General features: G+C 64.5%; 23 protein-coding genes. 15 read left to right on the top strand and 8 right to left on the bottom strand.

Translation table 11 applies throughout. The annotated features are described in order from the left end of the window. Nucleotides 1-24: 24 nt before the first annotated feature. From MSIL_RS12400 to MSIL_RS12415, 4 genes are read left to right on the top strand one after another with little or no spacing between them, the layout of a single operon-like run. Nucleotides 25-1,779, top strand: a complete 1,755-nt coding sequence (locus tag MSIL_RS12400) for an L-lactate permease (protein ID WP_012591426.1) — start codon at nt 25-27, stop codon at nt 1,777-1,779. Nucleotides 1,780-1,782: 3 nt separating this feature from the next. After that, on the top strand, nt 1,783-2,529 hold the full coding sequence (locus tag MSIL_RS12405; protein WP_012591427.1) for a (Fe-S)-binding protein: 747 nt from the start codon (nt 1,783-1,785) through the stop codon (nt 2,527-2,529). Further along, nucleotides 2,529-3,974 (top strand): lactate utilization protein B, encoded by a 1,446-nt coding sequence (locus MSIL_RS12410; protein WP_012591428.1) that lies wholly within the window; start codon nt 2,529-2,531, stop codon nt 3,972-3,974. Before MSIL_RS12405 ends, MSIL_RS12410 begins: the two co-directional genes overlap by 1 nt. Beyond that, nucleotides 3,971-4,633, top strand: coding sequence for a LutC/YkgG family protein (locus MSIL_RS12415; RefSeq protein WP_012591429.1), 663 nt, complete (start codon nt 3,971-3,973; stop codon nt 4,631-4,633). Before MSIL_RS12410 ends, MSIL_RS12415 begins: the two co-directional genes overlap by 4 nt. Before the next feature lie 3 nt (nt 4,634-4,636). Here MSIL_RS12415 and MSIL_RS12420 read toward each other — a convergent pair whose 3' ends face one another. Next, nucleotides 4,637-5,233, bottom strand: coding sequence for a TetR/AcrR family transcriptional regulator (locus MSIL_RS12420; RefSeq protein WP_187148653.1), 597 nt, complete (start codon nt 5,231-5,233; stop codon nt 4,637-4,639). A gap of 198 nt (nt 5,234-5,431) precedes the next feature. Here MSIL_RS12420 and MSIL_RS12425 point away from each other — a divergent pair, with 198 nt between their 5' ends. From MSIL_RS12425 to MSIL_RS12435, 3 genes are all read left to right on the top strand, one after another. Next, on the top strand, nt 5,432-6,619 hold the full coding sequence (locus MSIL_RS12425; RefSeq protein ID WP_012591431.1) for an HlyD family secretion protein: 1,188 nt from the start codon (nt 5,432-5,434) through the stop codon (nt 6,617-6,619). Beyond that, complete coding sequence (locus MSIL_RS12430; protein ID WP_012591432.1) at nt 6,616-8,193, top strand: DHA2 family efflux MFS transporter permease subunit; 1,578 nt, start codon at nt 6,616-6,618, stop codon at nt 8,191-8,193. The genes MSIL_RS12425 and MSIL_RS12430 overlap by 4 nt, the downstream gene beginning before the upstream one ends. A gap of 106 nt (nt 8,194-8,299) precedes the next feature. Further along, nucleotides 8,300-9,802 (top strand): efflux transporter outer membrane subunit, encoded by a 1,503-nt coding sequence (locus MSIL_RS12435; protein WP_012591433.1) that lies wholly within the window; start codon nt 8,300-8,302, stop codon nt 9,800-9,802. A 110-nt stretch (nt 9,803-9,912) separates the two neighbouring features. Here the strand turns inward: MSIL_RS12435 and MSIL_RS12440 are convergent, their stop codons facing one another. Next, a complete protein-coding gene (locus tag MSIL_RS12440; RefSeq protein WP_012591434.1) occupies nt 9,913-10,365 on the bottom strand; it encodes a hypothetical protein in 453 nt (150 codons plus the stop codon). Nucleotides 10,366-10,458: 93 nt separating this feature from the next. Here MSIL_RS12440 and MSIL_RS12445 point away from each other — a divergent pair, with 93 nt between their 5' ends. Further along, the gene (locus tag MSIL_RS12445; protein ID WP_012591435.1) at nt 10,459-11,115 is read left to right on the top strand and encodes a histidine phosphatase family protein; all 657 of its coding nucleotides are present in this window, start codon (nt 10,459-10,461) and stop codon (nt 11,113-11,115) included. 9 nt (nt 11,116-11,124) lie between these two features. Here the strand turns inward: MSIL_RS12445 and MSIL_RS12450 are convergent, their stop codons facing one another. The 6 genes from MSIL_RS12450 to MSIL_RS12475 form a co-directional block, all read right to left on the bottom strand. Beyond that, nucleotides 11,125-11,619: a DUF6790 family protein gene (locus MSIL_RS12450; RefSeq protein WP_012591436.1), complete on the bottom strand. Its 495-nt coding sequence runs from the start codon at nt 11,617-11,619 to the stop codon at nt 11,125-11,127. Between the two features lie 11 nt (nt 11,620-11,630). Next, nucleotides 11,631-12,629: a zinc-dependent alcohol dehydrogenase family protein gene (locus MSIL_RS12455; protein ID WP_012591437.1), complete on the bottom strand. Its 999-nt coding sequence runs from the start codon at nt 12,627-12,629 to the stop codon at nt 11,631-11,633. Between the two features lie 23 nt (nt 12,630-12,652). Continuing rightward, nucleotides 12,653-14,182, bottom strand: coding sequence for a mechanosensitive ion channel family protein (locus tag MSIL_RS12460; protein WP_012591438.1), 1,530 nt, complete (start codon nt 14,180-14,182; stop codon nt 12,653-12,655). 93 nt (nt 14,183-14,275) lie between these two features. Beyond that, nucleotides 14,276-14,569 carry a hypothetical protein gene (locus MSIL_RS12465; protein ID WP_049768167.1) on the bottom strand — a complete coding sequence of 98 codons (294 nt, stop codon included), beginning with the start codon at nt 14,567-14,569 and terminating at the stop codon, nt 14,276-14,278. 118 nt (nt 14,570-14,687) lie between these two features. Beyond that, nucleotides 14,688-15,095, bottom strand: coding sequence for a GlcG/HbpS family heme-binding protein (locus MSIL_RS12470; protein WP_012591440.1), 408 nt, complete (start codon nt 15,093-15,095; stop codon nt 14,688-14,690). A gap of 159 nt (nt 15,096-15,254) precedes the next feature. Next, a complete protein-coding gene (locus MSIL_RS12475) occupies nt 15,255-15,968 on the bottom strand; it encodes a TetR/AcrR family transcriptional regulator (protein ID WP_012591441.1) in 714 nt (237 codons plus the stop codon). Nucleotides 15,969-16,052: 84 nt separating this feature from the next. Here MSIL_RS12475 and MSIL_RS12480 point away from each other — a divergent pair, with 84 nt between their 5' ends. The 7 genes from MSIL_RS12480 to MSIL_RS12510 all read left to right on the top strand — a co-directional run bounded on the left by MSIL_RS12480 (nt 16,053) and on the right by MSIL_RS12510 (nt 26,904). After that, entirely contained in the window at nt 16,053-19,274 is a 3,222-nt protein-coding gene (locus MSIL_RS12480; protein WP_012591442.1) for an efflux RND transporter permease subunit, read from the top strand. Then, nucleotides 19,271-20,545 (top strand): efflux RND transporter periplasmic adaptor subunit, encoded by a 1,275-nt coding sequence (locus MSIL_RS12485; protein ID WP_012591443.1) that lies wholly within the window; start codon nt 19,271-19,273, stop codon nt 20,543-20,545. The genes MSIL_RS12480 and MSIL_RS12485 overlap by 4 nt, the downstream gene beginning before the upstream one ends. A 38-nt stretch (nt 20,546-20,583) precedes the next feature. Next, nucleotides 20,584-21,612: an aldo/keto reductase gene (locus tag MSIL_RS12490; protein ID WP_012591444.1), complete on the top strand. Its 1,029-nt coding sequence runs from the start codon at nt 20,584-20,586 to the stop codon at nt 21,610-21,612. 252 nt (nt 21,613-21,864) lie between these two features. Then, nucleotides 21,865-22,968, top strand: coding sequence for an ABC transporter substrate-binding protein (locus MSIL_RS12495; protein ID WP_210160563.1), 1,104 nt, complete (start codon nt 21,865-21,867; stop codon nt 22,966-22,968). Continuing rightward, on the top strand, nt 22,965-23,777 hold the full coding sequence (locus tag MSIL_RS12500) for an ABC transporter permease (protein WP_012591446.1): 813 nt from the start codon (nt 22,965-22,967) through the stop codon (nt 23,775-23,777). Before MSIL_RS12495 ends, MSIL_RS12500 begins: the two co-directional genes overlap by 4 nt. Next, a complete protein-coding gene (locus MSIL_RS12505) occupies nt 23,765-24,532 on the top strand; it encodes an ABC transporter ATP-binding protein (protein WP_012591447.1) in 768 nt (255 codons plus the stop codon). Before MSIL_RS12500 ends, MSIL_RS12505 begins: the two co-directional genes overlap by 13 nt. Continuing rightward, entirely contained in the window at nt 24,529-26,904 is a 2,376-nt protein-coding gene (locus tag MSIL_RS12510; RefSeq protein WP_012591448.1) for a hypothetical protein, read from the top strand. The genes MSIL_RS12505 and MSIL_RS12510 overlap by 4 nt, the downstream gene beginning before the upstream one ends. Nucleotides 26,905-26,938: the final 34 nt, after the last annotated feature.

The following is a 26,938-nucleotide window of genomic DNA, read 5'->3' on the forward strand; positions in this document are numbered from 1 at the left end:
GATCGTTTTGGGGGGAGATGCTCAATGTGGCGCCAGGTTTACGATCCATTCGGCAACGGCCTGTTTTCGACGCTCGTCGCATGTTTGCCTATCGTCACACTGCTCGGCCTCATCGCCTTCACGAAGACGAAGGCTCATATCGCCGCTTTGATCGCTCTGGCGGTCGCCTTTATTGTCGCGGTGTTCGCCTTCACCATGCCGGCGCCGATGGCCATCAGGGCGTCGCTCCTCGGGGCGGTGACCGGCCTCTTCCCGATCGGCTGGATCGTGCTGAACGTTATCTTTCTGCACCGTCTCACCGTTGAGAACGGCTCCTTCGCCGTGCTGCAAAGATCCATCGCCGGAATCACCTCCGACCGCCGGCTGCAGCTTTTGCTGGTGGCGTTTTGCTTCGGCGCCTTTTTCGAGGGCGCGGCGGGCTTTGGCACGCCGGTCGCCGTCACCGGCGCGATCTTGATCGGGCTTGGCTTCTCGCCGCTCGCCGCCTCTGGCCTGTCGCTGATCGCCAACACGGCGCCCGTCGCCTATGGCGCGCTCGGCACGCCGATCGTGGTGCTGGGCCAAGTGACCGGCCTCGACCCTGTCGCGCTCGGCGCCATGGCGGGCCGGCAGCTGCCGTTCTTTTCGGTGCTCGTTCCGTTTTGGCTGATCATCGTCTTCGCCGGATGGAAAGGCGCATTGCAGATCTGGCCGGCAGTTCTGGTCGCCGGCGTCACCTTCGCTGTGCCGCAGTTCCTCGTCTCCAATTTCCACGGACCTTGGCTCGTCGATGTGATCGCGGCGCTGGTCTCGATGGGCAGCCTCGCGCTTTTCTTGAAATTCTGGCAGCCGGCCCAGATCTGGACCAATCCGTCTCTCGTCGGGCGCGTCGACCACAGCGCGGCGCACTCCGTCCTTTCGGCGCCGGAAGCCCCGCCGACCATTCTCGCCCATGGCGGCGAGAGCGACCTCGCGCTCGCCAGCGAATCGAAATTCGCGCCGGGCGATCTCTCCAGGCCGCATATCGCCGACGACCGCAGCGTCGTCATCAAGGCCTGGACGCCCTGGATCATCCTTTGCGTTTTCGTCTTTATCTGGGGCACGGAATCCTTCAAGAAGCCGATCAACGCGCTGTGGCTGCCGAAATTCGAGGTCGCCGGCCTGCATGACCTTGTCACCAAAGTGCCGCCCGTCGTGCCAAAGGAGACGATCGAACACGCCGTGTTCAGCTTCAACATCCTCACCATGACCGGAACGGCAATCTTGCTGGCGGCGATCGTCAGCGGTTTCGTCATGGGCTATTCGCCGCTGCAGCTCGTCAAATCCTATTGGCGCACGCTGGGCGTGGTGCGCAATTCGCTGATCACCATCGCCGCCATGCTGGCGCTCGGCACGCTTACCCGATTCTCGGGCCTTGACGCGACGCTCGGCCTCACCTTCGCGCAAACCGGATTCCTCTATCCGTTCTTCGGCGCGCTGCTTGGCTGGCTCGGCGTTGCCCTGACGGGATCGGACACGGCGTCCAACGTGCTGTTCGGCGGATTGCAGACGGTCAGCGCGCGGCAGCTCGGGCTTTCGCCGATCCTGATGGCGGCGACCAATTCCTCGGGCGGCGTGATGGGCAAGATGATCGACGCGCAATCGATCGTCGTCGCCTCGACGGCGACCAACTGGTTCGGTCACGAAGGCTCGATCCTGCGCTTCGTGTTTCCGCATTCGATCGTGCTCGCCTGCCTCGTCGGCCTTCTCGTGATGCTGCAGGCCTATGTCTATCCGTTCACGCAGATGGTGATTCACTAGGCCATGAAGGTCGGGCTGTTCGTCACCTGTCTCGCCGATCTGTTTCGGCCGCGCACCGCCTTCGCCGCGCTGATCCTGCTGCGGCGGGCCGGCTGCGACGTCGAGACGCCGCGCGCGCAGACCTGCTGCGGACAGCCCGCCTTCAATTCCGGCGACAGCGCCGACGCGCGCAAGCTCGCCAAGAACGTGATCGAGGCCTTTGAAGGCTTCGACTATGTGGTGGCGCCCTCCGGCTCCTGCGTCGGAATGCTGAAGCACTATCCCGAATTATTTGCCGATGATCCGGCTTGGCGCGAGCGCGCCAAAAATTTCGCGGGGCGCGCTAACGAGCTGCTCAGCTTTCTCGTCGACGTCTGCCATTATCGGCCGCTGGGCGTGGAGCTCAAAGCGCTGGCCACCTATCACGACAGCTGCTCGGGGCTCCGCGAACTGAAAGTCGAGCCGCAGCCGCGCGCCCTTCTCGCCAATGTCAAGGGATTGAGCCTCGTCCCGCTCCCCGACGTGCAATCCTGCTGCGGCTTTGGCGGCACGTTCTGCGTCAAATATCCGGCCATCTCGAACGCCATCGTCGATGAAAAAGCGCGCAACATCGAATCGACCAACGCCGATCTGCTGCTTGGCGGCGATCTCGGCTGCCTCATGAACATGGCCGGGAAGCTGCACCGCCGCGGCTCGCGCGTGCGCGCGTTCCACCTCGCCGAAATCATCGCCGGAATGGGCGATGGACCGGCGATCGGCGAGGAGCCGTAATGTCCGCCGCCATCGACGACGCGCCTGCGACGGACGCCGCGTCGGGCTCGTTCAAGCAGCGGGTCGCCGCGGCTCTCGCCAACCCCGACCTCAAGATCGCCATCGACCGCACGACGCGGACCGCGCGGCAGAAACGCGAGGCCGCGGTCGCCGACTGGCCGGGTTTTGCGCGGGCGCGCGATCTCGGCCGGCGCATCAAGGATCATGTGATCGAAAACCTCGATCACTATCTCGTCGAATTCGAGCGCAACGCTGCCGCCTCGGGAGCGAAGGTGCATTATGCCGCGACCGCGAGCGAGGCCTGCGACATCGTCATCGATATCTGCCGCAAGGCCAAGGGCCACACCGTCACCCGCTCCAAATCCATGCTGGGCGAGGAAATCGGCCTGCCGCACGCTCTCGACGACGCCGGGCTCAACCGCGTCGAGACAGATCTTGCCGAACATATCGTGCAGCTCGCGCATGACCGGCCCTCGCACATCATCTGGCCGGCGCTGCATCACAAGCGCGAGGACATCGCGGCGCTTTTCCGCGAACATCACCATGCGCCGCCAAACAGCGACGACGTCGGCGCGATGGTCGCCAGCGCCCGGCGCGAATTGCGTCCAAGCTTCCTTGGCGCCGACATCGGCATCAGCGGCGCGAATTTTCTGATCGCCGAGTCCGGCGCCGTCTGCACCGTCACCAATGAAGGCAACGCCGAGCTGACGACGACGATCCCGCGCGTGCATATCGTCACGGCCGGGATCGAGAAGCTCGTGCCTGGCCTCTCGCACGCCTTCGCGCTGCTGCGGTTGCTGGTGCGCTCGGCGACGGGCTCCGACATCACGCAATACACGACCTTTCACTGCGGACCGAAGCAGCCGGGCGACCGCGACGGTCCGGACGAATTCCATATCGTGCTCGTCGACAATGGCCGCACGCGGATGATCCGCGAGGGCATCAAGGAGATGCTGCGCTGCCTGCGCTGCGGCGCCTGCATGAATCATTGCGTGGTCTTCAACGAGATCGGCGGCCACGCCTATGGCGGCGTCTATCCGGGCCCCATGGGCGCCGCAATGACGCCGGTCTTCGATGGGCTCAAGGCCTCGCGCGATCTGCCCAGCGCCTGCACGCTCAACGGTCGCTGCCAGGAGGTCTGCCCGGTCGACATCCCGCTGCCGGCCATGCTGCGCGGCTGGCGCGAGAAAAGCTGGGCAGACGGCCTCGAGCCGCAGACGCAGCGCAGCTTTCTCGGGCTTTGGGCCTTCGCCGCCGAACGTCCGGCGCTGTATCGGTTCGGGACCGGCCTCGCCGTCAAGGCGCTGCGGCTGTTCGGGCGCGGCGGCTGGATTTCCAGCCTGCCGCTGGCCTCGGGCTGGACGCGCTACCGCGACTTTCCAAAACCCGCCGCCCGAACCTTCTGGCAGGAGTTCGACGCGCAAGAGCGAAAGCGAGAGAATTGAGCGTCCGCGACGATATTTTGACAGCGATCCGGCAGAGTCTCGGCGCGCCGGCGAAAAACCCCGGCGCGGTTTCAGCCGAGGCGGAGGCGCTTGCCGCGGAATCGGCGCTGAGCCGGCCGGAGCTGCCGCTGGCCGATCTCGTCGAGGCCTTCGCCGCCCGCCTGACCTCGGTCAAAGTCGTCGGAGCGAGCATTGACCGGATCGCCCGGATTGAAGACGCGCCCGCGGCCGTCGCCCGCTATTGCAAGACGCATGGGCTTGGCCTCGCCATCGCCTTGCAGCCAGACCCCGAGCTTGCGGCGCTCGACTGGAGCGGATTTGAGCTTCATTCCCAGATCGGCGGCGATGAAGCGATCGCGGTCGCCAAAGCGCGCTGGGCGATCGCCGAAACTGGAACCTTCGTGTTTCATTCGGGGCCGGCCTCCCCCGTGCTGCTGTCTTATCTGCCGATGCATCATCTGTGCATTATCGAAGCCGACCGCATCCTCGCTCATCTTGAGGATTACGCGATCGCTGAAGCGGGGGCCAAGCCGCCGCGCAACATCAATTTCATCACCGGCGCGAGCGGCACCTCCGACATCGAGGGACGGCTCGTTCGGGGCGCACATGGCCCGGCCTTCCTGCACGGCCTCATTGTCGATCCGCGGCCTTCCGATTGAGGATCATTGCGATTTGGCGCCGTAGCGCGCCATGAACAGGCTCACCGCGCCTTGGGCGTGAGCCAGAATGTCATTCTTGTCGAACGAGCGGCCGCCCGTCAGCACCGAGAGCTGATAGTAGGAAATGACGGAGCCAAGAAACAGGCGCGCCGCGAGCGTCGGATCGGCGCAGTGGAGTTCGCCCGCCTCCGCGGCGCTTTTCAGAAAGGCGGCGAGCCGCAGCAGCAGCCGGCCCGGACCCTGATCGAAAAAGATGCGGCCGAGTTCGGGCTCGCGCGGCGCCTCGGCGACGACGACGCGATAAAGGCACACCGAATCCGGGCGCGTCAGGAACTCAAGGAAATTGAGAGAAAAACGTAGAAGCGCCTGCTCTGGGGGCCCGCGCAAATTATCCTCTCCGCCGGAGATCAGCGCGGAGCGCCGCCGCACGACTTCGGCGAAGAGTTCCGCCTTGCAGCCAAAATGGCGGTAAAGCGTCTCCTTTGAGGCCCCGGCCCGCGCGGCGACGATCTGCATCGTCGTATCGGCATAGCCGCCATCGAGGAAAACCGCCTCTGCGACGGCCGCGATCTCGTCGCGCCTCCTCTCCCCGCGCGGCACGATTTTCGCGCGAGCGGGCGCGCATGGGGCGTCTGTGGATCGGCGTCTGACGGACTTTTGCTGCATGGAGCCGGCGCGAATTGACTCAAGGTTGGTTTGGCATTAACCGTACCAAATGGTTCGGCTACTTTATGCGCTTTTCGCGGCCTTTGCGCAAGCCGCCGTTCCAGTTCCTGCATCACCACGGCGGCAATGACCATGGATCAACGCGCTGACCACGACGACCTTGGCGAAACGGCGGAAAAGCCGCAGGAGCCCGCGGGGCCGCACGAGGACGAAGCCCGACCACAGGAGGCGGCGGAGGCCGCCGTAGAGGCCGAAGAGGCTTCGCAAGAGCCCGTCGCGCCGCCGAAAAAGAAGCGCTCCCTGCTGCGCATCGGCCTTTTGATCTTTGCCGCGCTGATCGCCGGCGGCGGCTATCTTTACCTCTCGACGCGCGACATTCAGTCGACCGACGACGCCTTCACGGACGGCCGCGCGGTGACGATCGCGCCGCAGGTCTCCGGTCTCGTCGTCTCGCTCGACGTCACCGACAATCAATTCGTGCGCAAGGGCGATGCGATGATCCATATCGATCCGCGCCGCTATTTGCAGGATCGCGATTCGGCGAAGGGCGCGCTCGAAATCGCGCGCGCGCAGCTCGAGGGCTTAAAGCTCGGCGTCGAAATCGCGCGGAAAAACTTCCCGGCGCAGCTTGAGCAGGCGAAGGCGCAACTCGCATCCGCTCAGGCGGCGGCCGCGAAGGCCGACGCCGACTATCAGCGTCAGAAAAGCCTGCCGAAACAGGCGACCACGCAGCAAGAAGTCGATGCGGCGACGGCGTCGCTGCGTCAGGCGCAGGCGCAAGTAATGCTGGCGCAGGCGCAGCTTGACGCGGCGACGCCCGTGCCCCAGCGCATCGGCCAGGCCGACGCCGACGTCGGCCGGCTGACCGGCCAAGTCGAGCAGGCGCAGGCGCAGCTCGATCAGGCCAATCTGAACCTCGAGTGGACGGTGGTGCGGGCGCCGCAGGACGGCTGGATCACCAAACGCAATGTCGAGGTTGGCAGCTATGTCACGCCGGGCCAGTCGATCTTTTCGATCGTCTCGCCGGACGTCTGGGTGACCGCGAATTTCAAGGAAACGCAGCTCGACCGCATCCGGCCGGGGCAGGAGGTCGATATCGAGATCGACGCCTATCCCCAGCTGAAGCTGAAAGGCCACGTCGATAGCATCCAGCTTGGAACAGGATCGAAGTTCACCGCCTTCCCGCCCGAAAACGCGACCGGCAATTTCGTCAAGATCGTGCAGCGCGTGCCGGTCAAGATCGTCATCGACAGCGGGCTCGATCCCGCCCTGCCGCTGCCGCTCGGCGTCTCCGCCGTGCCCACGGTGCGGCTGAAATGACTGCGGTGGACGCGCATGCAGGGTGGCGGCCTTCGGGCAATCCCTGGGCGATCGCCGTCGTGGTCACGCTCGCGGCTTTCATGGAGATCCTCGACACGACGATCGTCAATGTCGCGCTGCCGCATATCGCCGGCAGCCTCTCTTCGAGCAATGACGAGGCAACCTGGGCGCTGACCTCCTATCTCGTCGCCAACGCCATTGTCCTGACGATCTCGGGCTGGCTCTCGTCGGTGATCGGCCGCAAGCGCTATTTCATGATCTGCATCGGCATGTTCACGGTGTGCTCTTTCCTGTGCGGCATCGCCGACAGCCTGCCGCAGCTCGTGTTCTTCCGCCTGCTGCAGGGATTTTTCGGCGGCGGCCTGCAGCCAAGCCAGCAAGCGATCATCCTCGACACCTTCCCTCCGGAAAAGCGCGGCGCGGCCTTCGGCGTCACGGCGGTCGCGACCATCGTCGCCCCGGTGCTGGGGCCGACGCTCGGCGGCGTCATCACCGACACCTACAATTGGCGGTGGATCTTCTTTGCGAATATTCCGGTTGGAATCATCGCCGTGTTTTTTGTCTCGATTCTGGTCGAGGATCCGCCCTGGCTGCAAAAGCTTGCGAGCAAGCGCATCGACATTGTCGGCCTCGGCTTCATCATTCTCGGTCTCGGCGCGCTTCAGGTCATGCTGGATCGCGGCGAGGATGACGACTGGTTCGGATCAGGCTTCATCCAGTTCATGGCCGTCCTCGCCTTCATCGGCATTGTCGGCGGAATCATCTGGCTGAAGACCGCCAAGAACCCCATCGTCAATCTTGACGTCTTCAAGGACCGCAATTTCGCGATGGGCTGCGTCTGCATCTCCGCCGTCGGCGGCGTGCTTTACGCCGGCGCGGTGGTGATTCCGCAATTCGCGCAGTCGGTGATCCACTACACGGCGACCTGGGCCGGGTTTATCCTATCCCCCGGCGGCGTGGCGATCATTGTGCTCATTCCGATCATCGGCATGCTGATGCGTTTCGTGCAGACGCGCTTCATTATCGCCGCTGGATTTTTCGTCATGGGTTCGGCGTTCTTCTATTCGTCGCGGCTGACGCCGAACATCGACTTCGGAACGCTCGTCATGATGCGCGCCGCGCAGACGATGGGCCTCGCTTTTCTGTTCGTGCCGATCTCGACCATCGCCTACATCACGCTGCCGCGCCGCCTCAACGGCGACGCCACGGCCCTGTTCTCGATGTTCCGCAATGTGTTCGGCTCGATCGGCATCGCGCTCGCGACCGCGATGATCACCGAGCGCGGGCAGGTTCACCAGGCGCAGCTGTCGAAATGGGCGAACCCCTTCCACGAACCCTTCAATGCGCTGATCGCGACTTACCAGCAATCGTTGATCGCGATGGGCCACGCTGCGGACGCTGCGCATGATATCGCGGTCGGAATGGTCTACCAATCGTTCCGCACCCAGGCGCAGATCCTCGCCTATTCCGACGTCTTTCTGTATACGGGCGTCGTCGCCTTCTGCATCGTGCCGTTCTGCTTCTTCCTGACGGGCAAGAAGGCGTCGCGCGGCGCCGCCGGCGCGGCGCATTGACGATGACGTCCGTCATGCCGCCTCATCACAGCGACTATAATTTGCGCCATCTTTACGCCCTAGACTGGCGCAATTCCTCCTGCCTTTGCAACGCGCCGGAATGGTCATGACGACGAGAAAAGCCACAGGCCTTGCTGCGGCTATGCTGGCGTGCCTCACGATAGGCGGCTGTTATTCGGTCGGACCGGATTTCACGGCGCCTGATCCGCTGCTGCCGCGTACGTCTTTCCTTGGCAAACCGGAGCCGCGCGCGGAGCCGGAGCCGCCACGTTTGAGCGAACAGGGCTCGGGCGCCGACTGGTGGCGGACCTTTCACGACAAGACGCTGACGTCCCTCGCCGAGCGGGTCGCCGGCGCCAATCTCGACATCGCCTCCGCGACCGTGCGGCTCGGCGAAAGCCGGGCGCAGCGCGGAGTCGTCGCCTCCGCCGCCTTCCCCTCGATCAACGGCCAGGCGTCCTACCAGCGCGAACTCTACAGCAAGAACGGCATATTGAGTCTCGCCGGTCCCAACATCAACGCGCCGCCGATCAGCGTCTGGCAAACCGGCTTCGACGCGTCATGGGAGCTCGACATCTGGGGCCGCGTGAGACGGCAGGTCGAATCCGCGGACGCTTCGCTGGAGGCCTCGGAATATCAGCGCCGCGATATTCTCGTGTCGACGCTGGCCGAGCTCGCGCGCGATTATGTAACGCTGCGGGGCGCGCAGGCGCAGATCGCGATCTTGACCGAGAATCTCAAAAGCGCGAGCGACATTCTCGAGCTGACGCGCACGAGAACCGCCAAAGGGCTGACAAGCGACCTCGACGTGCAGAATGCGGCGGCGCTGGTCGAAAGCATCAAGGCGCAGCTGCCGGCGCTGCAAAACGACGTCGACGTCAACGCCAATGCGATCAGCTTCATCCTGGACGAGCAGCCAGGCTCGCTCAAGGGTGAGTTGATGCAGGCGAAAAGCCGCATTCCGGCGCCGCCGCGCCCGCCCCTTGGCGTTCCGTCCGAACTCGCGCGCCGGCGGCCGGACATCCGCGCCGCGGAGGCGCAGCTGCATGCGACGACCGCCGATATCGGCGTCGCCGTGGCCGATTTCTATCCGAGCGTGAAGCTAAACGGCAATCTCGTGCTGAACGCGCTCGACGCCAAAAATTTGTGGAAAGGAAGCTCGCTGCAATATCAGTTCGGGCCGAGCGTCTCGCTGCCGATTTTTGAAGCGGGGCGATTGAAATCGACCCTCGACCTCCGGTCGCAACAGCAGCAGGAAGCGGCGATCGCCTACCACAAGACCGTGCTTTCCGCCTGGCACGAGATTGTCAATGCGCTGAACGCCTACAGCTCCGAGCAGCGCCGCCGCGACAGCCTCAAGGCGCAGGTCGATCACGCCAGTCAGGCTCTCGCGATCTCGCGCACGCGCTACAACAATGGCGTCGCCGATTTTCTGACCGTGCTCGATGCGCAGCGCACGGTGCTCCAGGCGATGCAACAGCAGGCGCAGAGCACGACGAATGTGTCGATCAGCCTGATCCAGCTCTACAAGGCGCTCGGCGGCGGCTGGCAGACGACATTTCCGACGGAGCCGCCGCCGCCCATGGAGGCCGCCTTCGCGCCGCTGTAGGGCGTCAAGCCGGCTGCGCAAAATTCCGTCGAGCCGATCGAGCGCGCGGCGGTAGATCCGTCCCCACGCGCAAGGCCTTTACCGGCCTCGCGCCAGATGGAACGCGGGCCTTACGACAGAAGCGTCGCGACGCGCCGGCCTTTTTTTGCCGCCGGCTCGGCTCCGACGCCCGAGGAAATGCGCGCATCGCGCGTCAGCGTGCGGCGCAGCGCCTCGGACAGCAGCACGCCGAAAGCCGCGGCCTCCTGATCGGCGTCGATGGGGGCGGCGCGCTCGCCAAGCCGCCGCCAGGCTTCGTCGGCGGCCTCCAGCGCAAAATTGACCAGCGCGCCGGCAAGATAGCTCTCGGTCGTGACGCCGCGATGCACAGCGACGGCGTGAATCTCGTCGGCAAGGTCCGGGTCGAGGCGGTTGAGGATGGCGCTGGCCTCAATGCCGCCGGATCGGAGCCCTGCGACCAGATCGCGCAAGGGCAAAGGTTCGGACAGGTCGAAGCGTAATTCGGCGCCTTTGAGGAGAAAATCGAACATGAACAACCCCGCTTGCTTGAGCGTTGGCGGCATGGCTAGCTTTCGCTAGTCTAGCATGAACGGACGAGGCTGACCCCCGGTTCATATCAAATCATCCGTTGGCGCAACGCTTGCCAGACGAGGCTTATGACGACCCGTTTTTGCCTCGTGCGCCATGGCGAGACCGACTGGAACGCCGAAGGGCGCCTCCAGGGCCAGCTTGACATCGGGCTTAACGCCAGCGGTCGCGCGCAGGCCGCAGCCGTCGCCGCGCGGCTCACCGCCTGCCGTTTTGACGCGATCTTCAGCAGCGACCTCAAACGCGCCTATGACACGGCGGTCCCGGCCGGGCGGGCGCTCGGCCTACCGGTCGAGCCGACGCCCGCGCTGCGCGAGCGGTTTTTCGGCGCGTTTCAGGGCCTGACGCATGCCGAGGCGAAGGCGCTTTTTCCGGCCGATTATGCGCGTTTTTCCGCTCGCGATCCCGAGGCGCCGCTGCCGGGCGACGGCGAGAGCCTCTGCGCCTTTTCACGTCGCGTAGGCGGCGCGCTCAATCATCTCGCCGATGAGCTTGCCGGCCAGACCATCCTGATCGTCGCCCATGGCGGCGTCCTCGACATGGCGCGTCGCCTCGCGTCCGGTCAGGATTTGCGGCAAAAACGCGATTTTACGCTGCTCAACGCCGCCCTCAACTGGATCGAACGGCGCGACGGGCGATGGGCTGTGCAGGGATGGGGGGACGTCGCCCATCTTGGCGGATCGCTCGACGAAATTCTGGATGCGGCGGGGGGCGCCGGCGCTTGAGCGGTCGACCTATTTGCGCGCGCGCCGCGACAGCAGCAGCGCGATGAGGCTGAGCACCGGCAGCGCGACGTCGAGCCAGAACACCGGCCCGGCGTTATCAATCGCGAAATTGCGAGCCACGATCATCTGGCGCAAATGCCCGATGGAATCGCCAAAAAAGAAGATCGCGCTGATCACGACAACCGCGGCGCGAAACCCCCAGCTCGCCCGAAACGCCAGACAGCCGGCGACGCCGATGCCGAGATCGGCCATGCCGACCTCGAACTGGAACGGGCTGTCCATCCAGCCGATGGCCCGCGCGGCGACTTCCGGGAAAGCGAGATGGAAAAATGCGCTCCACAACCCGCCGAGACCGATCGGCAGCAGCAGGAGCCATGACAAGGTGCGATCGGCCAAGGGCTTGCCGCGATCGAAAGCGACGATAAGCAGCGCCGCGACGAACAACAGCGGCGCAAAGTTCGAAAGCACAAATTCGGCGATTGTCGCCATTAGCGGAGAATTCATCGCCATTTGCCTCAAGCCGAGCTCTCCGGCGGCGTCAGCACGGCGGCGCCCGATAGCCGTCCCTGGCGCAGATCGTCGAGCGCCTCATTGGCGCGCTCCAGCGGATAGATCGTCGTCGCCGTCCGCACCGGTATTTTCGGGGCGAGCGCCAGAAATTCCTCGGCGTCGCGCCGGGTGAGATTGGCGACAGAGCGGATCGTCCGCTCCTCCCACAGATCGGCATAGGGAAAGCTTGGGATATCGCTCATATGGATGCCGCCGCAGACCACCGTTCCGGCCTTGTCCACCACCTTGAGGGCGGCCGGGACCAGCGGTCCGACGGGCGCAAAAATCAGCGCGGCGTCGAGCTTGTGCGGCGGCAAATCATCTGAGCCGCCCGCCCAGACCGCGCCGCATTTTTTCGCAAATTCCTGCGCCTCAGCGTCGCCCGGCCGGGTGAAGGCGTAGATCGCCCAGCCTGAATGCCGGGCGACTTGCGCGACGATATGCGCGGCGGCGCCAAAGCCGTAGAGGCCGAGCCGGCGGCCTTCGCCGGCAAGGCGCAGCGTCCGGTAGCCGATCAGCCCGGCGCAAAGCAGCGGCGCCGCGTCGATGTCCGTATAGTCATCGGGCAGGCGAAAGGCGAAGCGCTCGTCGGCGCGCGTAAATTGCGCATAGCCGCCGTCGATGTCGTAACCTGTGAAGCGGGCCTGATCGCAGAGATTTTCGCGCCCCGAGCGGCAGAATTTGCACGTGCCGCAGGTCCAGCCGAGCCAGGGAACGCCGACCCTGTCGCCGAGCTTGAAGCGGCTGACTCCGGCGCCGAGCTGCGTCACCACGCCCGCGATCTCGTGCCCGATGATCAGCGGCAGCTTGGGCCGCGGCAGCTCGCCGTCGATGACATGAAGGTCGGTGCGGCAGACGGCGCAGGCATGGACCTTGATCAGCACCTCCCCCGCGCCCGGCGAAGGGGTCGCCACCTCGCGCAGGACGAGCGGCTTGCCCTTGCCTTCAAAGATCATGGCTTGCATCGGCGGCTGTCTCCCGTACGCTGTCAGCGCGCAGAGGTCAGATCGAGCTGGAACAGCTCCATGATGCGATCGGCGAAGCGCTTGGCCGTGTGACCGGTATGGTGTTTGACGTCCACTTCGTTTTTCTGCTCCATCGCCCGCCGCTGCGCCAGCGCCTCGCCGAGCTGATGCGACAGGCCGGGCCGCGAACGCAGCACGGGAGCAAGGTCCGCAGCGCCGATCTCATAGACGACGGCGCGGGTCACGGCGCGCAACGCATTTTGCTGCGGCTCGCCGAGCAGCAGGCCGCCCTCGCCGAAATAATCGCCGGGAGCCAGCCGCGTCAGCTCGCGATCGTCGCGGGCGTGATAGAGCGCAAGGGCGCCGGCCTGCACGATGCCAAGGGATTGCGCCAGCTCGCCCGGCCCGATGACGACTTCGCCCGACGCATATTCCTTGCGCTTCATCTTCGCCGCGAGCGCAGCCCTGTCCTCTTTTGCGAGGGAGGCGAACAAAGGCAGGCGCATCGTGATCCTGCCCGCGGCGGCCGCAGCCGTCTCGAATTCGATGTCCGGAGCGTAAGAATCGCCGGCGTCCGGCGCAAAGCTGAGGCCGGCCGCAACGGCGTGGCGAAAGAAACGGTCAAACACCTCATTGGTGGCGCCATCGACGAGCGTGCGGTCATGCACTCGGCATTTCAGTTCGACCTCGATTGCCGATCCGTTGAGCGATTTGACCGTGGCGGTCGCCGGCGGATCATGCAGGATCAGATTGCAACTGGCCATCGCCTCAAGCCCCAGTTCGACGACGGCGGCGGGCGAGAGGGCGGGCCTCAGCCGCACCAGCACCCGCGCGTCGCGCGCCGAATCGGGCCAGCTCTGGTTGAGCAGCCTCGCCTTGGCGACGACGCTGTTCGGGATGATCGCCAGATCATGCGTCGACGTCAAAAGATGCACGTTCTGCCAGTTCGTCTCGACGATGCGTCCCTCGACGGCGCTATCGACGACGATCCAGTCGCCGATGCGGTAAGATCGGCCGAGGCTGATCGCGATCCCTGAGAAAACATCGGCAAGCGTGCTTTGCAGCGCGAGGCCGGCGATGATGGCGACCGCGCCGGAGGTCGCAAACAGCGCCCCGACCGGAACCTCGAAGACCTGGCCGACAATGGCGAAGGCGACGCCGAGATAGATCAGCCCGGCGATCAGCTGCTGAAACAGCCGGCTTTCCTGCGGCTTGCGCTCGAAGATGACAAAGGCGTCGACGATGCCGACAAGACTGCGCGCGAGCGCAATCCACCACAAAACTTCGATGAAATAGAGCCCGATCTGATGCGCCGAGCTTTGCTCGGCGTCATGGCGCGGCTGATAGGGCTGAATGCCTTGACTGGCGAGCGCGGCCGTCAAGGCGACAAAGGAGCCGATCCTGCCAGCGAGCCGCCACATGGCGTCCCGACGGAGGGCGAGGATTGCGAGGGAAATGCAGCCGAGACCGAGAGCCGCCGCCATGACGGCGATATCGGAATGCTCGGCGATGAGAGAGAACAGCTGCGCCGGCTGCATCTCCGCCATAGTCATCGCAGGCCGCTCCCGCGCCAGAACTGGAAAATATCCCTAGCCCTTTGTTAAATCATTATCTCTTCCGGCGAACCATTCCCGGGCCCTGACGCCTTAACGCGCCCGCTCGCTCTCCGCCTTGCCTCTTTGCTCAAACACCTCTTTGCAGCCGGGGCTAAGCTCGCTGACGTGCTGGACCAGGCATTCCTTGACCTTCGTCGGATCGGGGATCGCCGAGGAACAAATGGACAAAGCGTCGGGCGTGCAGGCTTCCCGCTCCTCCGCGGTTCCCTCGAACCCTTGCGCAAGGGCCGCTCCTCCCGACAGGGCCAGCAGCGCGGCGGCGAAAATCGCCCGCGCCGATCGGGCCAAAGTCCCTTCGACAGACCTGCATTGCGCCTCAACCATAATGTCTCCGATCGCTGCATGGGATTCGCGCCCTGCCGCATCGGCGGGCGCGCATTTTGGTGGATGATCGCGAAGGCCTTGTCAAACGGACGGCGCCGCGTGTTTCGCGTGCGGCCGTCTACAATTTGGCGGCGACGTCGACTCCGGCCTGGGCGATGATCGCGTCCTGGGAGGATTGAACGCCCGACACGCCAATGGCGCCGACCACCCGCCCGTCATTGATCAGCGGCAGCCCGCCTTCGATTGGCGTCGCGCCGGGCAGGGTCAGCATCACAGTGCGGCCGCCGACGACCGTTTCCTCGAGGCTTTTGGTGGTGCGCTTGAAGAGGAACGCCGTGCGCGCCTTCTCCTGCGAAACCGTGACGGAGCCCGTCGGCGCGTCGTCGAGCCGTTGCAGAACCAGAAGATGACCGCCGTCGTCGACCACGGAGATGGTGACGTTCCAGGCGTTCTTGATTGCTTCGGCTTCGGCCGCCGCCGCGATCGCCTTGGCGTCGGCAAGGGTCAGGGACTTTTTTACAAACATTCAGGATCGTCTCCGAAGCATCGCCGCGCCATCCGACATTTTGCGTAGGCGCGACCGTTCTAACGCGGGGCGCAGCGCCTCCACAAGACCGCCGGCAAAAAGAACTCAAGGCGGCGACCGGGTTTCTCGGCCCGGCGCCGCGGACTGTGACGATCGGCGTCAGTCTCTCGCCGCCGAGCCGCCCGGAACGGCGCAAGGCTGGCGGATCGCTTGCCCAGCGACCACGCGGCGAGGCTCCGCGCCTTCGAGAAATTGGCGGACCGCCTTGGCTACGATCGCCTCGATTTCCGCGGCGTCCGGAGGCTTGCGCACGCCGATCAGGCATTTGAACCGGATCGTGCCGGAGAGCATTTCGAGGAAATGGTCGGCCGCCGTTTCGGCGTCGTCGATCCGGAGCTTGCCGGCGCTCCCCTGGCGCCTGAAGAATTCGGCGAGAAATGCGCGGCTGCGTCCCGGGCCAAGCGTCCAATAGCGTTCCGCGATGTCGGGAATGCGGGGCGCCTCGGCGACCATGAGACGATTGAGGCTCAGAGCCGCGGGAGAGGTAATGATGCCAAGATAGCGGGCGCCAAATCCGGTTAAGGCCGCCTCCGGCTCCTGCGGCGCCAGTTTTTCCGGCGTCATGCCGTGAAAGATCGATTGGCAGGTTCCCGTGACGAGAGCCTCGAACAGGCCCTGCTTGTCGCCGAAAAGCGTATAAAGGGTCTGGCGCGATCCGCCCGACAAGGCGATCACCTCGTCGATCGTTGCGGCGGCGAAGCCCTTATCCTCGAACACGACGCGCGCCGCCTCAAGGAACGCCTGCCGGCGCGCGGCAAGGCGCTTGCTTGGCGCAGGCGCGGGAGGTTCGAATTTATCTGTCTGGTCGGTCATTCACAAGCATGTGACAAAAAGGACTCGCCTCTTGATGTGTACTGTACAATACAATACGTCAAGACCGAAGTTCGGAGATTAAAAATGGGCATTGTCGGTTTCGCGCTGCGATACCGCCACACATTTTATGTGCTGGCGCTGATGATGCTGTTTTTGGGCGGCGCGGCGATTTTCACCACCCCCAAGGATATTTTTCCGAACATCAATATCCCGGTCGTCACCGTCATTTGGCAATATACCGGCCTGACGCCCGAGGAGATGGAGCAGCGGGTCACCACCTATAGCGAATATTCGATCAGCTCCAGCGTCAGCGACGTCCGGAATATCGAAAGCCAGACGATGGCTGGCATTGCCGTCGAGAAGATCTATTTCCAGCCCAATGTGAATATCGATCTGGCCATCGCCCAGGTCGTCTCCGGCTCCAATTCGATCCGCGCGCTGATGCCGACCGGCATTCAGGCGCCGATCGTCATCCAATACAACGCCTCGTCGGTGCCGGTGCTTCAGCTAAGCTTGAGCTCGGATACGCTGAATGAGCAACAGCTCTATGATTACGGCATCTATCAGATGCGCCAGGCGCTGGCGCCGATCCCCGGCATCACGCTGCCGACGCCCTATGGCGGCAAATACCGCCAGATCATGGTCGATCTCGATCCCGACGCGCTACGCGCGCGAGGCATCACGCCGAACGACATCGTCAACGCCGTCAATGCGCAGAGCCTGACCCTGCCGTCGGGCGACGTGAAGCTTGGCGACCAGCAATTCATCGTCAAAGTCAATAATGCGGCGCCCTCGATCGACGCGCTGAACCAGATTCCGATCAAGAAGGTCGGCGGCGCCACCGTCTTTTTGTCCGACGTCGCCCATGTGCGCGACGGCTGGGCGGTGCAGCAGAACATCGTGCGCGCCGAGGGCAAGCGCTCCGTTCTCCTCACCATCATCAAGAACGGCAACGCCTCGACGCTCGACGTCGTCAATCGGGTCAAGGCGGCGCTTCCGGACATCCAGAAGGCCGCCCCGCCCGGCATGGACATCAAGCTCCTGTTCGATCAGTCGGTGTTCGTGCAGAATGCCATCGACAGCGTGCTGCATGAAGGCGCGATCGCCGCCGCCCTGACCGCCTTGATGATCCTGATCTTCCTCGGCTCCTGGCGCTCGACGCTGGTCGTCATGGTGTCGATACCGCTCTCGATCCTGACCTCCGTCGCGATCCTGTCTGTCCTCGGCCAGACGATCAACACCATGACCCTCGGCGGCCTCGCTCTCGCCGTCGGCATTCTCGTCGACGATTCGACGGTGACAATCGAGAATACGCATCGCCTTCTCGAGGAAGGCATGGATTTCGACAAGGCCGTGCTCGAGGGCGCCGCCGGCATCGCCGTTCCGACGCTGATCTCGACGCTGGCGATCTGCTGCGTCTTCATCTCGGTGTTCTTCTTGCAGGGCGCCGCGCGCTATCTGTTCGCGCCGCTGGCGATGGCCGTCGTGTTCGCCATGCTCGCCTCCTATTGCATCTCGCGGACGCTGACGCCGATCATGATCGGCCTTTTGATCCGCAAGGAGCATGAGCGGCATGGCGAGGCGACGGACTGGCTCGCAAGGTTTCACGCGCGCTTCAACGCCGGCTTCGACCGCTTCCGCGATTTCTATGCGTGGCTGCTGACCGGCATTTTGCGGCGGAGGATCCTGACGCCTGCGATCGCGCTCCTCGTCGTCGCCGGCGCGGGCCTCCTTTCGCTGAACGTCGGGTCCGATTTCTTTCCGACGGTCGACGCGGGCCTCATTCAGCTGCATGCTCGCGTCCCGGCGCGCACCCGCATCGAGCGCACGGAGCAAATTTTCCAGGATGTCGAGGACAAGATTCGCGAGGTCGTTCCAGCAAAGGACCTGAAGCTCGTTCTCGACAATATCGGCTTGCCGCAGCGGCTCTATAATCTCGCCTTCACCGACGGCAGCGCCATCGGCGTCAATGACGGCGTGATCCAGATCGAACTCGCCGAGGGGCATCAAGGCACGGCCGACATCATCCGAACCCTGCGGCGGGAGTTGAGCGTCGCTTTTCCCGACGTCATGTTCTATTTCCAGCCGGCCGATCTCGTCACGCAGGTGTTGAATTTCGGCGTGCCGACGCAGATCGACGTCCAGATTCAGGGGCGCGACCGCGAGAACAACAAGCGCGTCGCCGCGCTGCTGCAGGACAAGATGAGCCGCGTGCCCGGCCTTGTCGACGCCCACATTCAGCAGGAGCTGAACGCGCCGATGCTCTATTACACGGTCGACCGCACCCGGGCGCAGCAGCTCGGGCTGAACATGCAGCAGGTCGCCAACAATTTGAACATCAGCCTCAGCTCGTCGGAACAGGTGTCGCCGAATTTCTGGACCGATCCCAAGACCGGCATCCCCTATTTCATGCCGGCGCAAACGCCGGAATATAAACTCGCCACCAAGAACCAGCTCGACAACACGCCGCTGGCGACCAGTTCCGACGCGGACGGCACGCCGATACCGACCCTGCTCGGCAATATTGCGACGGCGGAGCGCCTCGGCGTGCAATCGGTCTACAATCACTCGAACATCCAGGCCGTCTATGACGTCTATGGCAGCGTGCAGGACCGCGATCTTGGCTCCGTCGCGAAGGAGGTCCGCCGAATTGTCGACGAGGTCTCGCCCGAGCTGAAGCCGGGCAACAAGATCGTCATCCGCGGCCAGATCGAGAGCATGGAATCGGCTTTCGGCAATCTGGCGCTGGGGCTCATCTTCGCCGCCGTGTTCGTCTACATGCTGATGGTGGTCAATTATCAGAGCTTCGTCGATCCGCTGGCGGTGATTCTCGCCTTGCCCGGCGCCGGCGCCGGCATCATCCTCCTTTTGTTCGTCACCGGCACGACCTTGAGCGTGCCGTCGCTGATGGGCGCGATCATGGCGATCGGCGTCGCCTCGGCGAATTCGATCCTGCTCGTGACTTTCGCGCGCGAGCAGCGCGAGGCCGGCCATACGCCCTTCGAGGCGGCTCTGTCGGCCGGCGTCACCCGGCTCCGGCCCGTGCTGATGACGGCCGCCGCGATGATCGTCGGCATGATTCCAATGGCGATCGGCGGCCCGGGCGAAGAGCAGAACGCCGTGCTGGCGCGCTCGGTGATCGGCGGCGTCGCCGTCGGCACGTTGACCACTCTGCTGTTCGTGCCCTTCCTCTATTCCATCGTCGGCCGGTTTGAGCGCGCGGAGCCGCACGTCCACAAGGATCCCACCCCGCAAGGGTCAGCGCACGGATCGCCCCAGAGAACGCCCCAAGGATCGCCGTCATGAACAGCATGCCTCCGGATCCCGCTTTGCATCAGACGGGCCTCCGCGCCAATGAAGAGGGGGAAGACAAGCGCAAGGAGCCCCCGCGCGAGACGGAACGGCGCGAGCGCGGCCGCCGGATCATCGCGCGCCTGATCGGCTTTCTGGCGGTTGCGATCGTCGCCGGGCTGGTCGGCTTCGGCCTCTGGACCAAGTCGAGCCGCAATGCGGAAGCCGACGCCGCGATGGAGGCGCGGGTGAATGCGACGCCGACCGTGCGAACGGCGATCGTCAAGGAAGACTCGACGCCGCGCACCATCGAGCTCACCGGCAATATGACCGCGTTCGACAGCGCGACGCTTTTTGCCCGCGCGACCGGCTATATCAGCGTCCGCCACGCCGACATCGGAACCAAGCTGAAAAAGGGCGACGTCCTCGCGGTCATCGCCGCGCCCGACCTCGATCAGCAGCTCGTGCAGGCGAAGGCCCAGCTCGTGCAGTTTCAGGCCGCCGTGCAACAGGCGCAAGCCAACGCCGATCTCGGCCGCGTCACCGACCAGCGCACCTCGCGCCTCGTCGCGCAGGGCTGGTCGAGCGCGCAACAAGGCGACAACGACCGGCTGACGCTCGCGGCGCGCACCGCGGCGGTCGCCGTCGCCAAGGCCAATGTCACCGCGCAGGAAGCGGCCGTGAGCCGGCTGCAGCAACTGACCGAGTTCGAGCGGATCACGGCGCCCTTCGACGGCGTCGTCACCAGCCGCCTCGTCGACGTCGGCAGTCTCGTGACCGCGGATGCGGCGAGCGGAACTCCGCTGTTCTCGATGGCCCGCACCGACGTCCTGCGCGTGCAGGCGTTTGTCCCGCAATCGGCTACTTTCGGCATCAAGGACGGCGACGCCGCGACGATCACCGTCTCCGAACTGCCGGGCAAGACCTTCACCGGCCATGTTGCGCGCAATGCCGAAGCGCTCTCGGCCGGCACGCGGACGCTGCTGATGGAGGTCGACGTCGACAACAAGGATGGCGTCCTCAGCGCCGGCCTCTACAGCATCGTCCACCTCGCGGTGCGCCGGCCCAATCCTGTGATCGTCATCCCCTCGCAGGCGGTGATCTTCAACAAGGATGGTTTGCGCGTGGCGGTCGTCTCCGACGGAAAGATCGAGCTGCGCAAGATCGAGCTCGAACAGGATAATGGCGCCAATGTCGAAGTGCGCTCCGGCCTCAAGAACGGCGATCGAATCATCCTGAGCCCGCCCGCTAATGTATCCGACGGGATGAGCGTCAAGACGGCCTAAGCCGCGGCCGGGTTCGGCTGTCGAAAACGGAGTTTCCAATGTCGAATGCGCCCGCCCCCGCAGCCAACGCCGCGCCCAAAATGGATTACGTTCCGATCGCGGGGACGTCGCTTGGAATTTCGCGGATCGCGATCGGCACATGGGCGATCGGCGGCTGGATGTGGGGCGGCGCCGACGATGCGCAATCGATGGAAACGCTCCGCGCCGCGCTCGATCACGGCATCAACCTGATCGATACGGCGCCCGTCTACGGCTTCGGCCATTCCGAAGAGGTGGTCGGCACGACCCTGTCCGAACATGGTTTGCGCAGCCGCGCGCTGATCGCGACAAAGGTCGGACTCGACTGGAAGGACGGAAAAGTCTTCCGCAACGCCAGCCGCGACCGGATCAACGCGGAGATCGAGCAGTCTTTGCGCCGGTTGAAGACCGATCATATCGACATCTATCAGGTGCATTGGCCCGACCCGAAAACTCCGATCGAGGAAACTGCAGAGGCGATGAAGGCGCTGTTCGATCAGGGCGTCATCGGCGCGATCGGCGTCAGCAATTTTTCCGTCGATCAGATGGAGCGGTTCCGCAAGGTTGCGCCGCTGCATACAGCGCAGCCGCCCTATAATCTTTTCGAGCGAGCGGTCGAGAAAGACATTCTGCCCTACTGCCTCGAGCACGGCGTCGCGGTCCTCGGCTATGGCTCGCTTTGCCGCGGCCTGCTCTCCGGCCGCATGAAGATCGACACGCTTTTCGAAGGCGACGATCTGCGCCGGGTCGATCCAAAATTTCAACCGCCGCGCTTTTCCCATTATCTCGCCGCGGTGGCGCGACTCGACCGGCTGGCCCGCGAGCGCTTCGGCAAGACAGTGATCGATCTCGCCGTCCGCTTCGCGCTCGACCAGGGGATCTCGTCGGCGCTGTGGGGCGCGCGCCATCCCGGCCAATTGAAGCCGGTCGATGAGATCTCCGGCTGGACGCTCGACGCCGCAGCAAAGGCCGAGATCGAGACAATCTTGCGCGAAGAAATCCCCGATCCGGTCGGGCCGGAGTTCATGGCGCCTCCCGCCCGCGCCTGAACTGTTGCGGGCGAGACTCAATTTCGTCTGAGCTGGCCGATGCCTTCAGCAAGATTGACCGCAACGACGGCTTCCAAAAAAGTCGTCTCGTCCTGCTTGGGGAGTTCAGAAAATTTCGGGTCCTCTGAGACTGGCTCTTCTTAAAATCTGCTTGCGTTTACTGCTTGGCTTGAAGCCTCGGGCGTCTGCCGACGTCAGGGCCGCTCCCACAAGTTGACTAAAAATATGGAGTAAAATAAGAGCCAGTCCTTGATGATGACAAGGTTTATGCGCGCCGAAATCGGCGGTCCGGCGCAAAGTCTTGGTCCGTTCAACTGCGAGGGACGAATGAATTTCATGAAACTGGCGCGCGGTTTGGGGCTCGGTCTTGCCCTGGCCGCCGGCGCCCTCTTTCCCCTGCATGACGCTTCGGCGCAGACCAAGGTGAAGATCGGCTATATCCCCGTCCTCGGCTCGGCGCAGCTCTTTGTCATCGACGGCCAGGGTTGGGCCAAGGACGAAGGCCTCGACCTCGAACTGATCCGCTTTCAAGCCGGCACGCAGGCGATCCAGGCGCTGGCCGCAGGCCAGCTCGACGCCTATCTTGCAGGCGTCCTGCCGCTTCTCGTCGCGCGCTCCAAGGGCGTCGACGTCAGGGTCGTCGCCGCCGCCGCCATTGAGGAATTGCAGCTCGTCGGGCGCGGCCTCCTGCTCGCCGCGACGGAAGGCGCCGACTTCAAGACCGCCATCGCCAATTTCACCGCAACGCAGGGCCGCAAGCCAAAAATCGCGGCGCAGCCGCAGGGCTCGGTTCCCGACACGCTGCTGCGCTATTGGCTGCAGGTCGAAAACGGGATTGATCCGTCAAGCGTCGACATCACGGGCCTCGACATCGACGCGGCGCAGCAGGCCTTCCTCGCCGGATCGGTCGACGCCGCCGTGCTGCGCGAGCCGGCCCTGACCGTCGTGCGCGACCGGGTAAAAGATTCGAAGGTCCTCGTCACCGGCCATCAATTCATGCCGGATCAGCCCGGCTCGGTGCTTGCGCTTTATAAGCCCGGCGAGCCGCAAAACGCCGCGACCGGCGAAAAGCTGCTGCGCCTGCATCTGCGCGCGACCGAGCTGATCAAGGCGCATCCCGATCAGGCCGCGCCCTTCATCCTCAAGGCGCTTGGCTCCGGCATTCTGACGCCGGCGCAGATCGATCGCGCGCTGGCGGGATCGCTGTCGTCCTTCGTCACCGATCCGGCGCGCATCGTCGATTCGGTGGAAAAGCTCCAGGCGTTCGAGATCAAGCTTGGAACCGTCAAGAACGCGACGCCGGTCGCGGATCTGTTCGATCTCGCCTTCTATCAGCGCGTCGCCGCCGCAAAATGACTCTCGCCGCGCCGACGACTCCGGCCCGGAGGGTTTGGCGCGGGATAACCAATTTTGGCGGCGCCGCCACGCCGCATCTGCTCGCCGCGCTCGGACTGATTCTGTTTTTCACCGGCTGGGAGATCGCGGCGCGGCTCAATCCGTCCTTGTCCGCGCTGATCCCCATGCCGAGCCAGATCCCGCGCGCCTGGCTCGATGAAATATCAGGCGGCTTCTGGCTCGCCGCGGTTAAGAACAGCCTGTCGCATTATCTGATCGGCGTCGCCATCGGCTCCAGTCTGGGCGTCGCCTTCGGCCTCGTCTGCGGCGTGCTGCCCTGGTTCGAAGCGCTGCTGTCCGGCCTCGTGCGCCTGCTGCGGCCAATCCCGGGCCTCGCCTGGGTGCCCTTCGCGATTCTGTGGTTCGGCCTGTCGTCCACAGCCGCCGCCTTCGTCATCGCCATCGCGGTATTTTGGATCAATTTTTACGCCGCCTTCGGCGCGGTGCAGGCGATCGACCGCGATCTGATGGAGGTCGCGCGCGCCTTCGGCCATGGCGGCTTTTTCGGGCGCCTGTTCAAGATCGCGCTGCCCGCCGCGACGCCGGGCATTCTCGCCGGCGTCCGGACCGGCCTCGGCCAGGCCTGGATGTCGGTGGTCGCCGCCGAATTGTTCGGCGTGCCGGGCATCGGCGCGCGCATGATGCAGGCCGCAAGCCTTCTCGCCACCGATCTCGTCGTCGTCTATATGCTGACCATGGCGCTGCTTTACGCCATTACCGACATTCTGTTCGTCGCCGTCCGGCGGAGGCTGACCGCATGGCAATCATAGCCGAGCTGCTCGGCGTCGGCCTGTCTTACGGATCGGGCGCGGACCGCGTGCAGATTCTCGAACATTGTGACCTGCATCTTCAGCGGGGCGAATTTGTTGCGATCCTTGGCCCCTCCGGCGCCGGCAAATCGACGCTGCTGCGCGTGCTGATGGGCCTCGTCAATCCGAGCGCCGGCGAGGTCCGCGTCGAAATTCCGGAAGGCCGGGGGCGCCGTCGCATGGCGCTCGTCTTTCAGGACGCCAAGCTGCTGCCCTGGCGTAAAGTCAGCGCCAATATCGCCTTTGGACTTGAAGGGCTCGGCCTCTCGGGGCGTGAGATTCGCGCCCGCGTTGAGGCGGCGCTCGATCTTGTGGGTTTGAACGCGCAGATCGACCGCTGGCCGCATCAATTGTCCGGCGGCCAGCGCCAGCGCGTCGGCCTCGCGCGGGCGCTCGCGGTCGAGCCCGAACTCTTGCTGATGGACGAGCCCTTCGGCGCGCTTGACGCCATCACGCGGGCCGATCTCCAGGATGAGCTTCTGACGCTCTGGAGCCGCACGCAAAAGACCATCCTCTTCGTTACCCACGACATTGACGAAGCGATCTACCTCGCCGACCGCGTCATCGTGCTCGCGGGATCCCCAGCGCGGGTGCAGGGATGCTTTGCGACGCCGCAGCGGCCGCATCTGCGGTCGGACCCGCGCACATGGCGGCTCATGTCCGAAATCCGCGCCAAACTGCAAGAGGACGGCGAACTCGTCGATTTCGAGATATGAGCGAGACCTCGAACCGTCCGCCCGCCGGCGATTATATCGCCCCGCAGGGCTACTATGAAAAGACGAAGGCGATGCCCTTCCTCGGCCACGTCACATGCCGCGCCAGCGTCATCAAGGCCGGCGAGTGGACCGAACTGCTGCTCGACTATGAGGTCGGCGCCTCGGGCCTCGCCGACGGCGCCTGGATCAAGGCGACCTTCAAATTCTATTCGGACTGGGCGCTGTTCCAGACCTCTGATCCGCGCGCGGCGAATTATGTGTCCGCCGAATATCAGGCCGCCCCGCTGCTGCCGGGGCAAGAGCCGGCGACGGTGCAGAGCCTTGCCTGCCGCTTCGACCAGAAGGGCCATGAGCGGCCATTCCAGAAGGCGATCATCGTCGATATCGTCGACGGCTATCTTAATCCCGGCGACCATATTCTGATTCGGCTTGGCGACCGTCGCCACGGCGGGCCGGGCACTCGCGCGCAGACCTTCGTCGAGAAGGATTTCCGCTTCCGCTTTTATATCGATCCGGTCGGCACCTCGCGCTTCGCCGCGGTTCCGGGCGATATCGTGCTGCAGATCGAGCCGGATGCGCCGCGCCGCCTTGTCGTCACCGCGCCGCGCCTGATCCAGCCGGGCGCGGATCTTCCCTGTCATATCCGCCTTGAGGATTCCTGGGGCAATACGTGCCGCAACCTTTCCGTCGCGGTCGAGGTCTCCGCCACGCAGGGCGGCGTCGAGATTTATCGCCGGCAGGCGCAACTCGCTTCCGACGGCTGGGCGATCCTACGCCTCGACGACATCCCGACCGGCGCCAAGGGCGAACTCGTCATCACGGCGCAGATCGCCGACGGCCCGTTCGCCGACGCCGGTCAGGCCTATGTGACGATCGACCCGCAAAGCCCGGTCCCGCGCATTTTTTACGCCGATCTGCATGTCCATTCGGACGACACGATCGGAACCAACGACACCGTCTATAATCTCTCCTACGGGCGCGACGTCGCCGGGCTCGACGTGCTCGGCTATACCGCCAATGATTTTCAGATCACGGAAGCGCGCTGGCGCGCCTCGGTCGAGCGCATCCGGAAGATCAGCGTCGACGGCTCTTTCGTCTGCTATCCCGGCACGGAATGGTGCGGCAATTCCTGCGCCGGCGGCGACCATAACGTCGTTTTTCTCGGCGACGGCGAGCCGCTGTTTCCGCGCGGCCGCGAAGGCGAGAGCCTGCGCTCCTTCGAATGGAGCGAGGATATGGCGAGCAACGAGATCACGCCCGGCGCGTGGCCGCTCGACGAGCTTTACGCGGCTTACGCGCATGACCCTGAAGGCCATCTTCTGATCCCCCATGTCGGCGGGCGCCGGGCCAATCTCGGCTGGCATCACCCCGAACTGGAGCGGTTGATCGAGATCGGCTCGACCTGGGGGCATTTTCCCTGGATGCTGCAGGACGCCGTGCGGCGCGGCTATCATCTCGGCGCTTCGGCGGCGAGCGACGAGCATCGCGGACGCTGTGGCGGAGGCGCGCCCGGCACGGCGGTTTTCGGCGTGCGCGGCGGCCTCACCGGCGTCATTGCCGAAAAACTCGACCGCTCCACGATCGGCAAGGCTTTACGCGCGCGCAAGACTTTTGCGACCACCGGGGAACGCAGCGTTGCGCTCGCCTGGGCCGGCGACTCTTGGCAGGGCGAAGCTTTTGCGCATAACGGTCCTTTGCGCGCGAACTACCGTTTTCTCGGTCAGGCCGGATTCGAGGAGATCGCCGCCTATGATCACAGCGGCTGTTTCTGGCGCCGCGACCTTGAGGTCGAAGCCGGCCTCTCCGACCATCGCATCCGCCTGCGCTGGGGCGGCGCGCGGATCAAGGACCGCTACCGCGCGGCGCAATGGCAAGGCCGCATCGCCATTCGCAATGGAATCATCCGCAGTTTCCGCGTGCTCGGTTTCGAACACCAGGAAGAGGCGGTCTGGAGCCTTGGCCCCAGCGAAATCGGTTTTCGCTCGGATACGTTTGGCGACACGGATTCAATCGAGATCGAACTGACCGGGCTCGAGCGCTGCGAGATCTCCGTCGAGGGAACGATCAGCGGCTATGTAAAGGTCGGCGACCCGTCGAAACCCAATCCCTTCGTCCATTGCCCGTCCTTTGCCTGTAAGACAACGGGCGCCGAACTTTTCGCGTGGCGGCGCATCGATCAGGCGCTCGGCGGCGCCGATCTCTTCATTTCTCTCGAACGCATCCCCGACGCGCCGCTTGCGCGCGACATCTGCGGCTTTGTCGAGATCGAGCCGGAGAACGGCCCGCACGGGTTCCGACAGATCTACTTTGCGGGCAAACAGGCGGACGGCGCAAAAACCTACACCTCGCCAATGCGCATTACATTCGGGTAGAACGATTGTTGGAGCATCAGACGTTCAAGCGTGA

This window comes from Methylocella silvestris BL2 (assembly GCF_000021745.1).
Taxonomy (GTDB): Bacteria; Pseudomonadota; Alphaproteobacteria; order Rhizobiales; family Beijerinckiaceae; genus Methylocapsa; species Methylocapsa silvestris.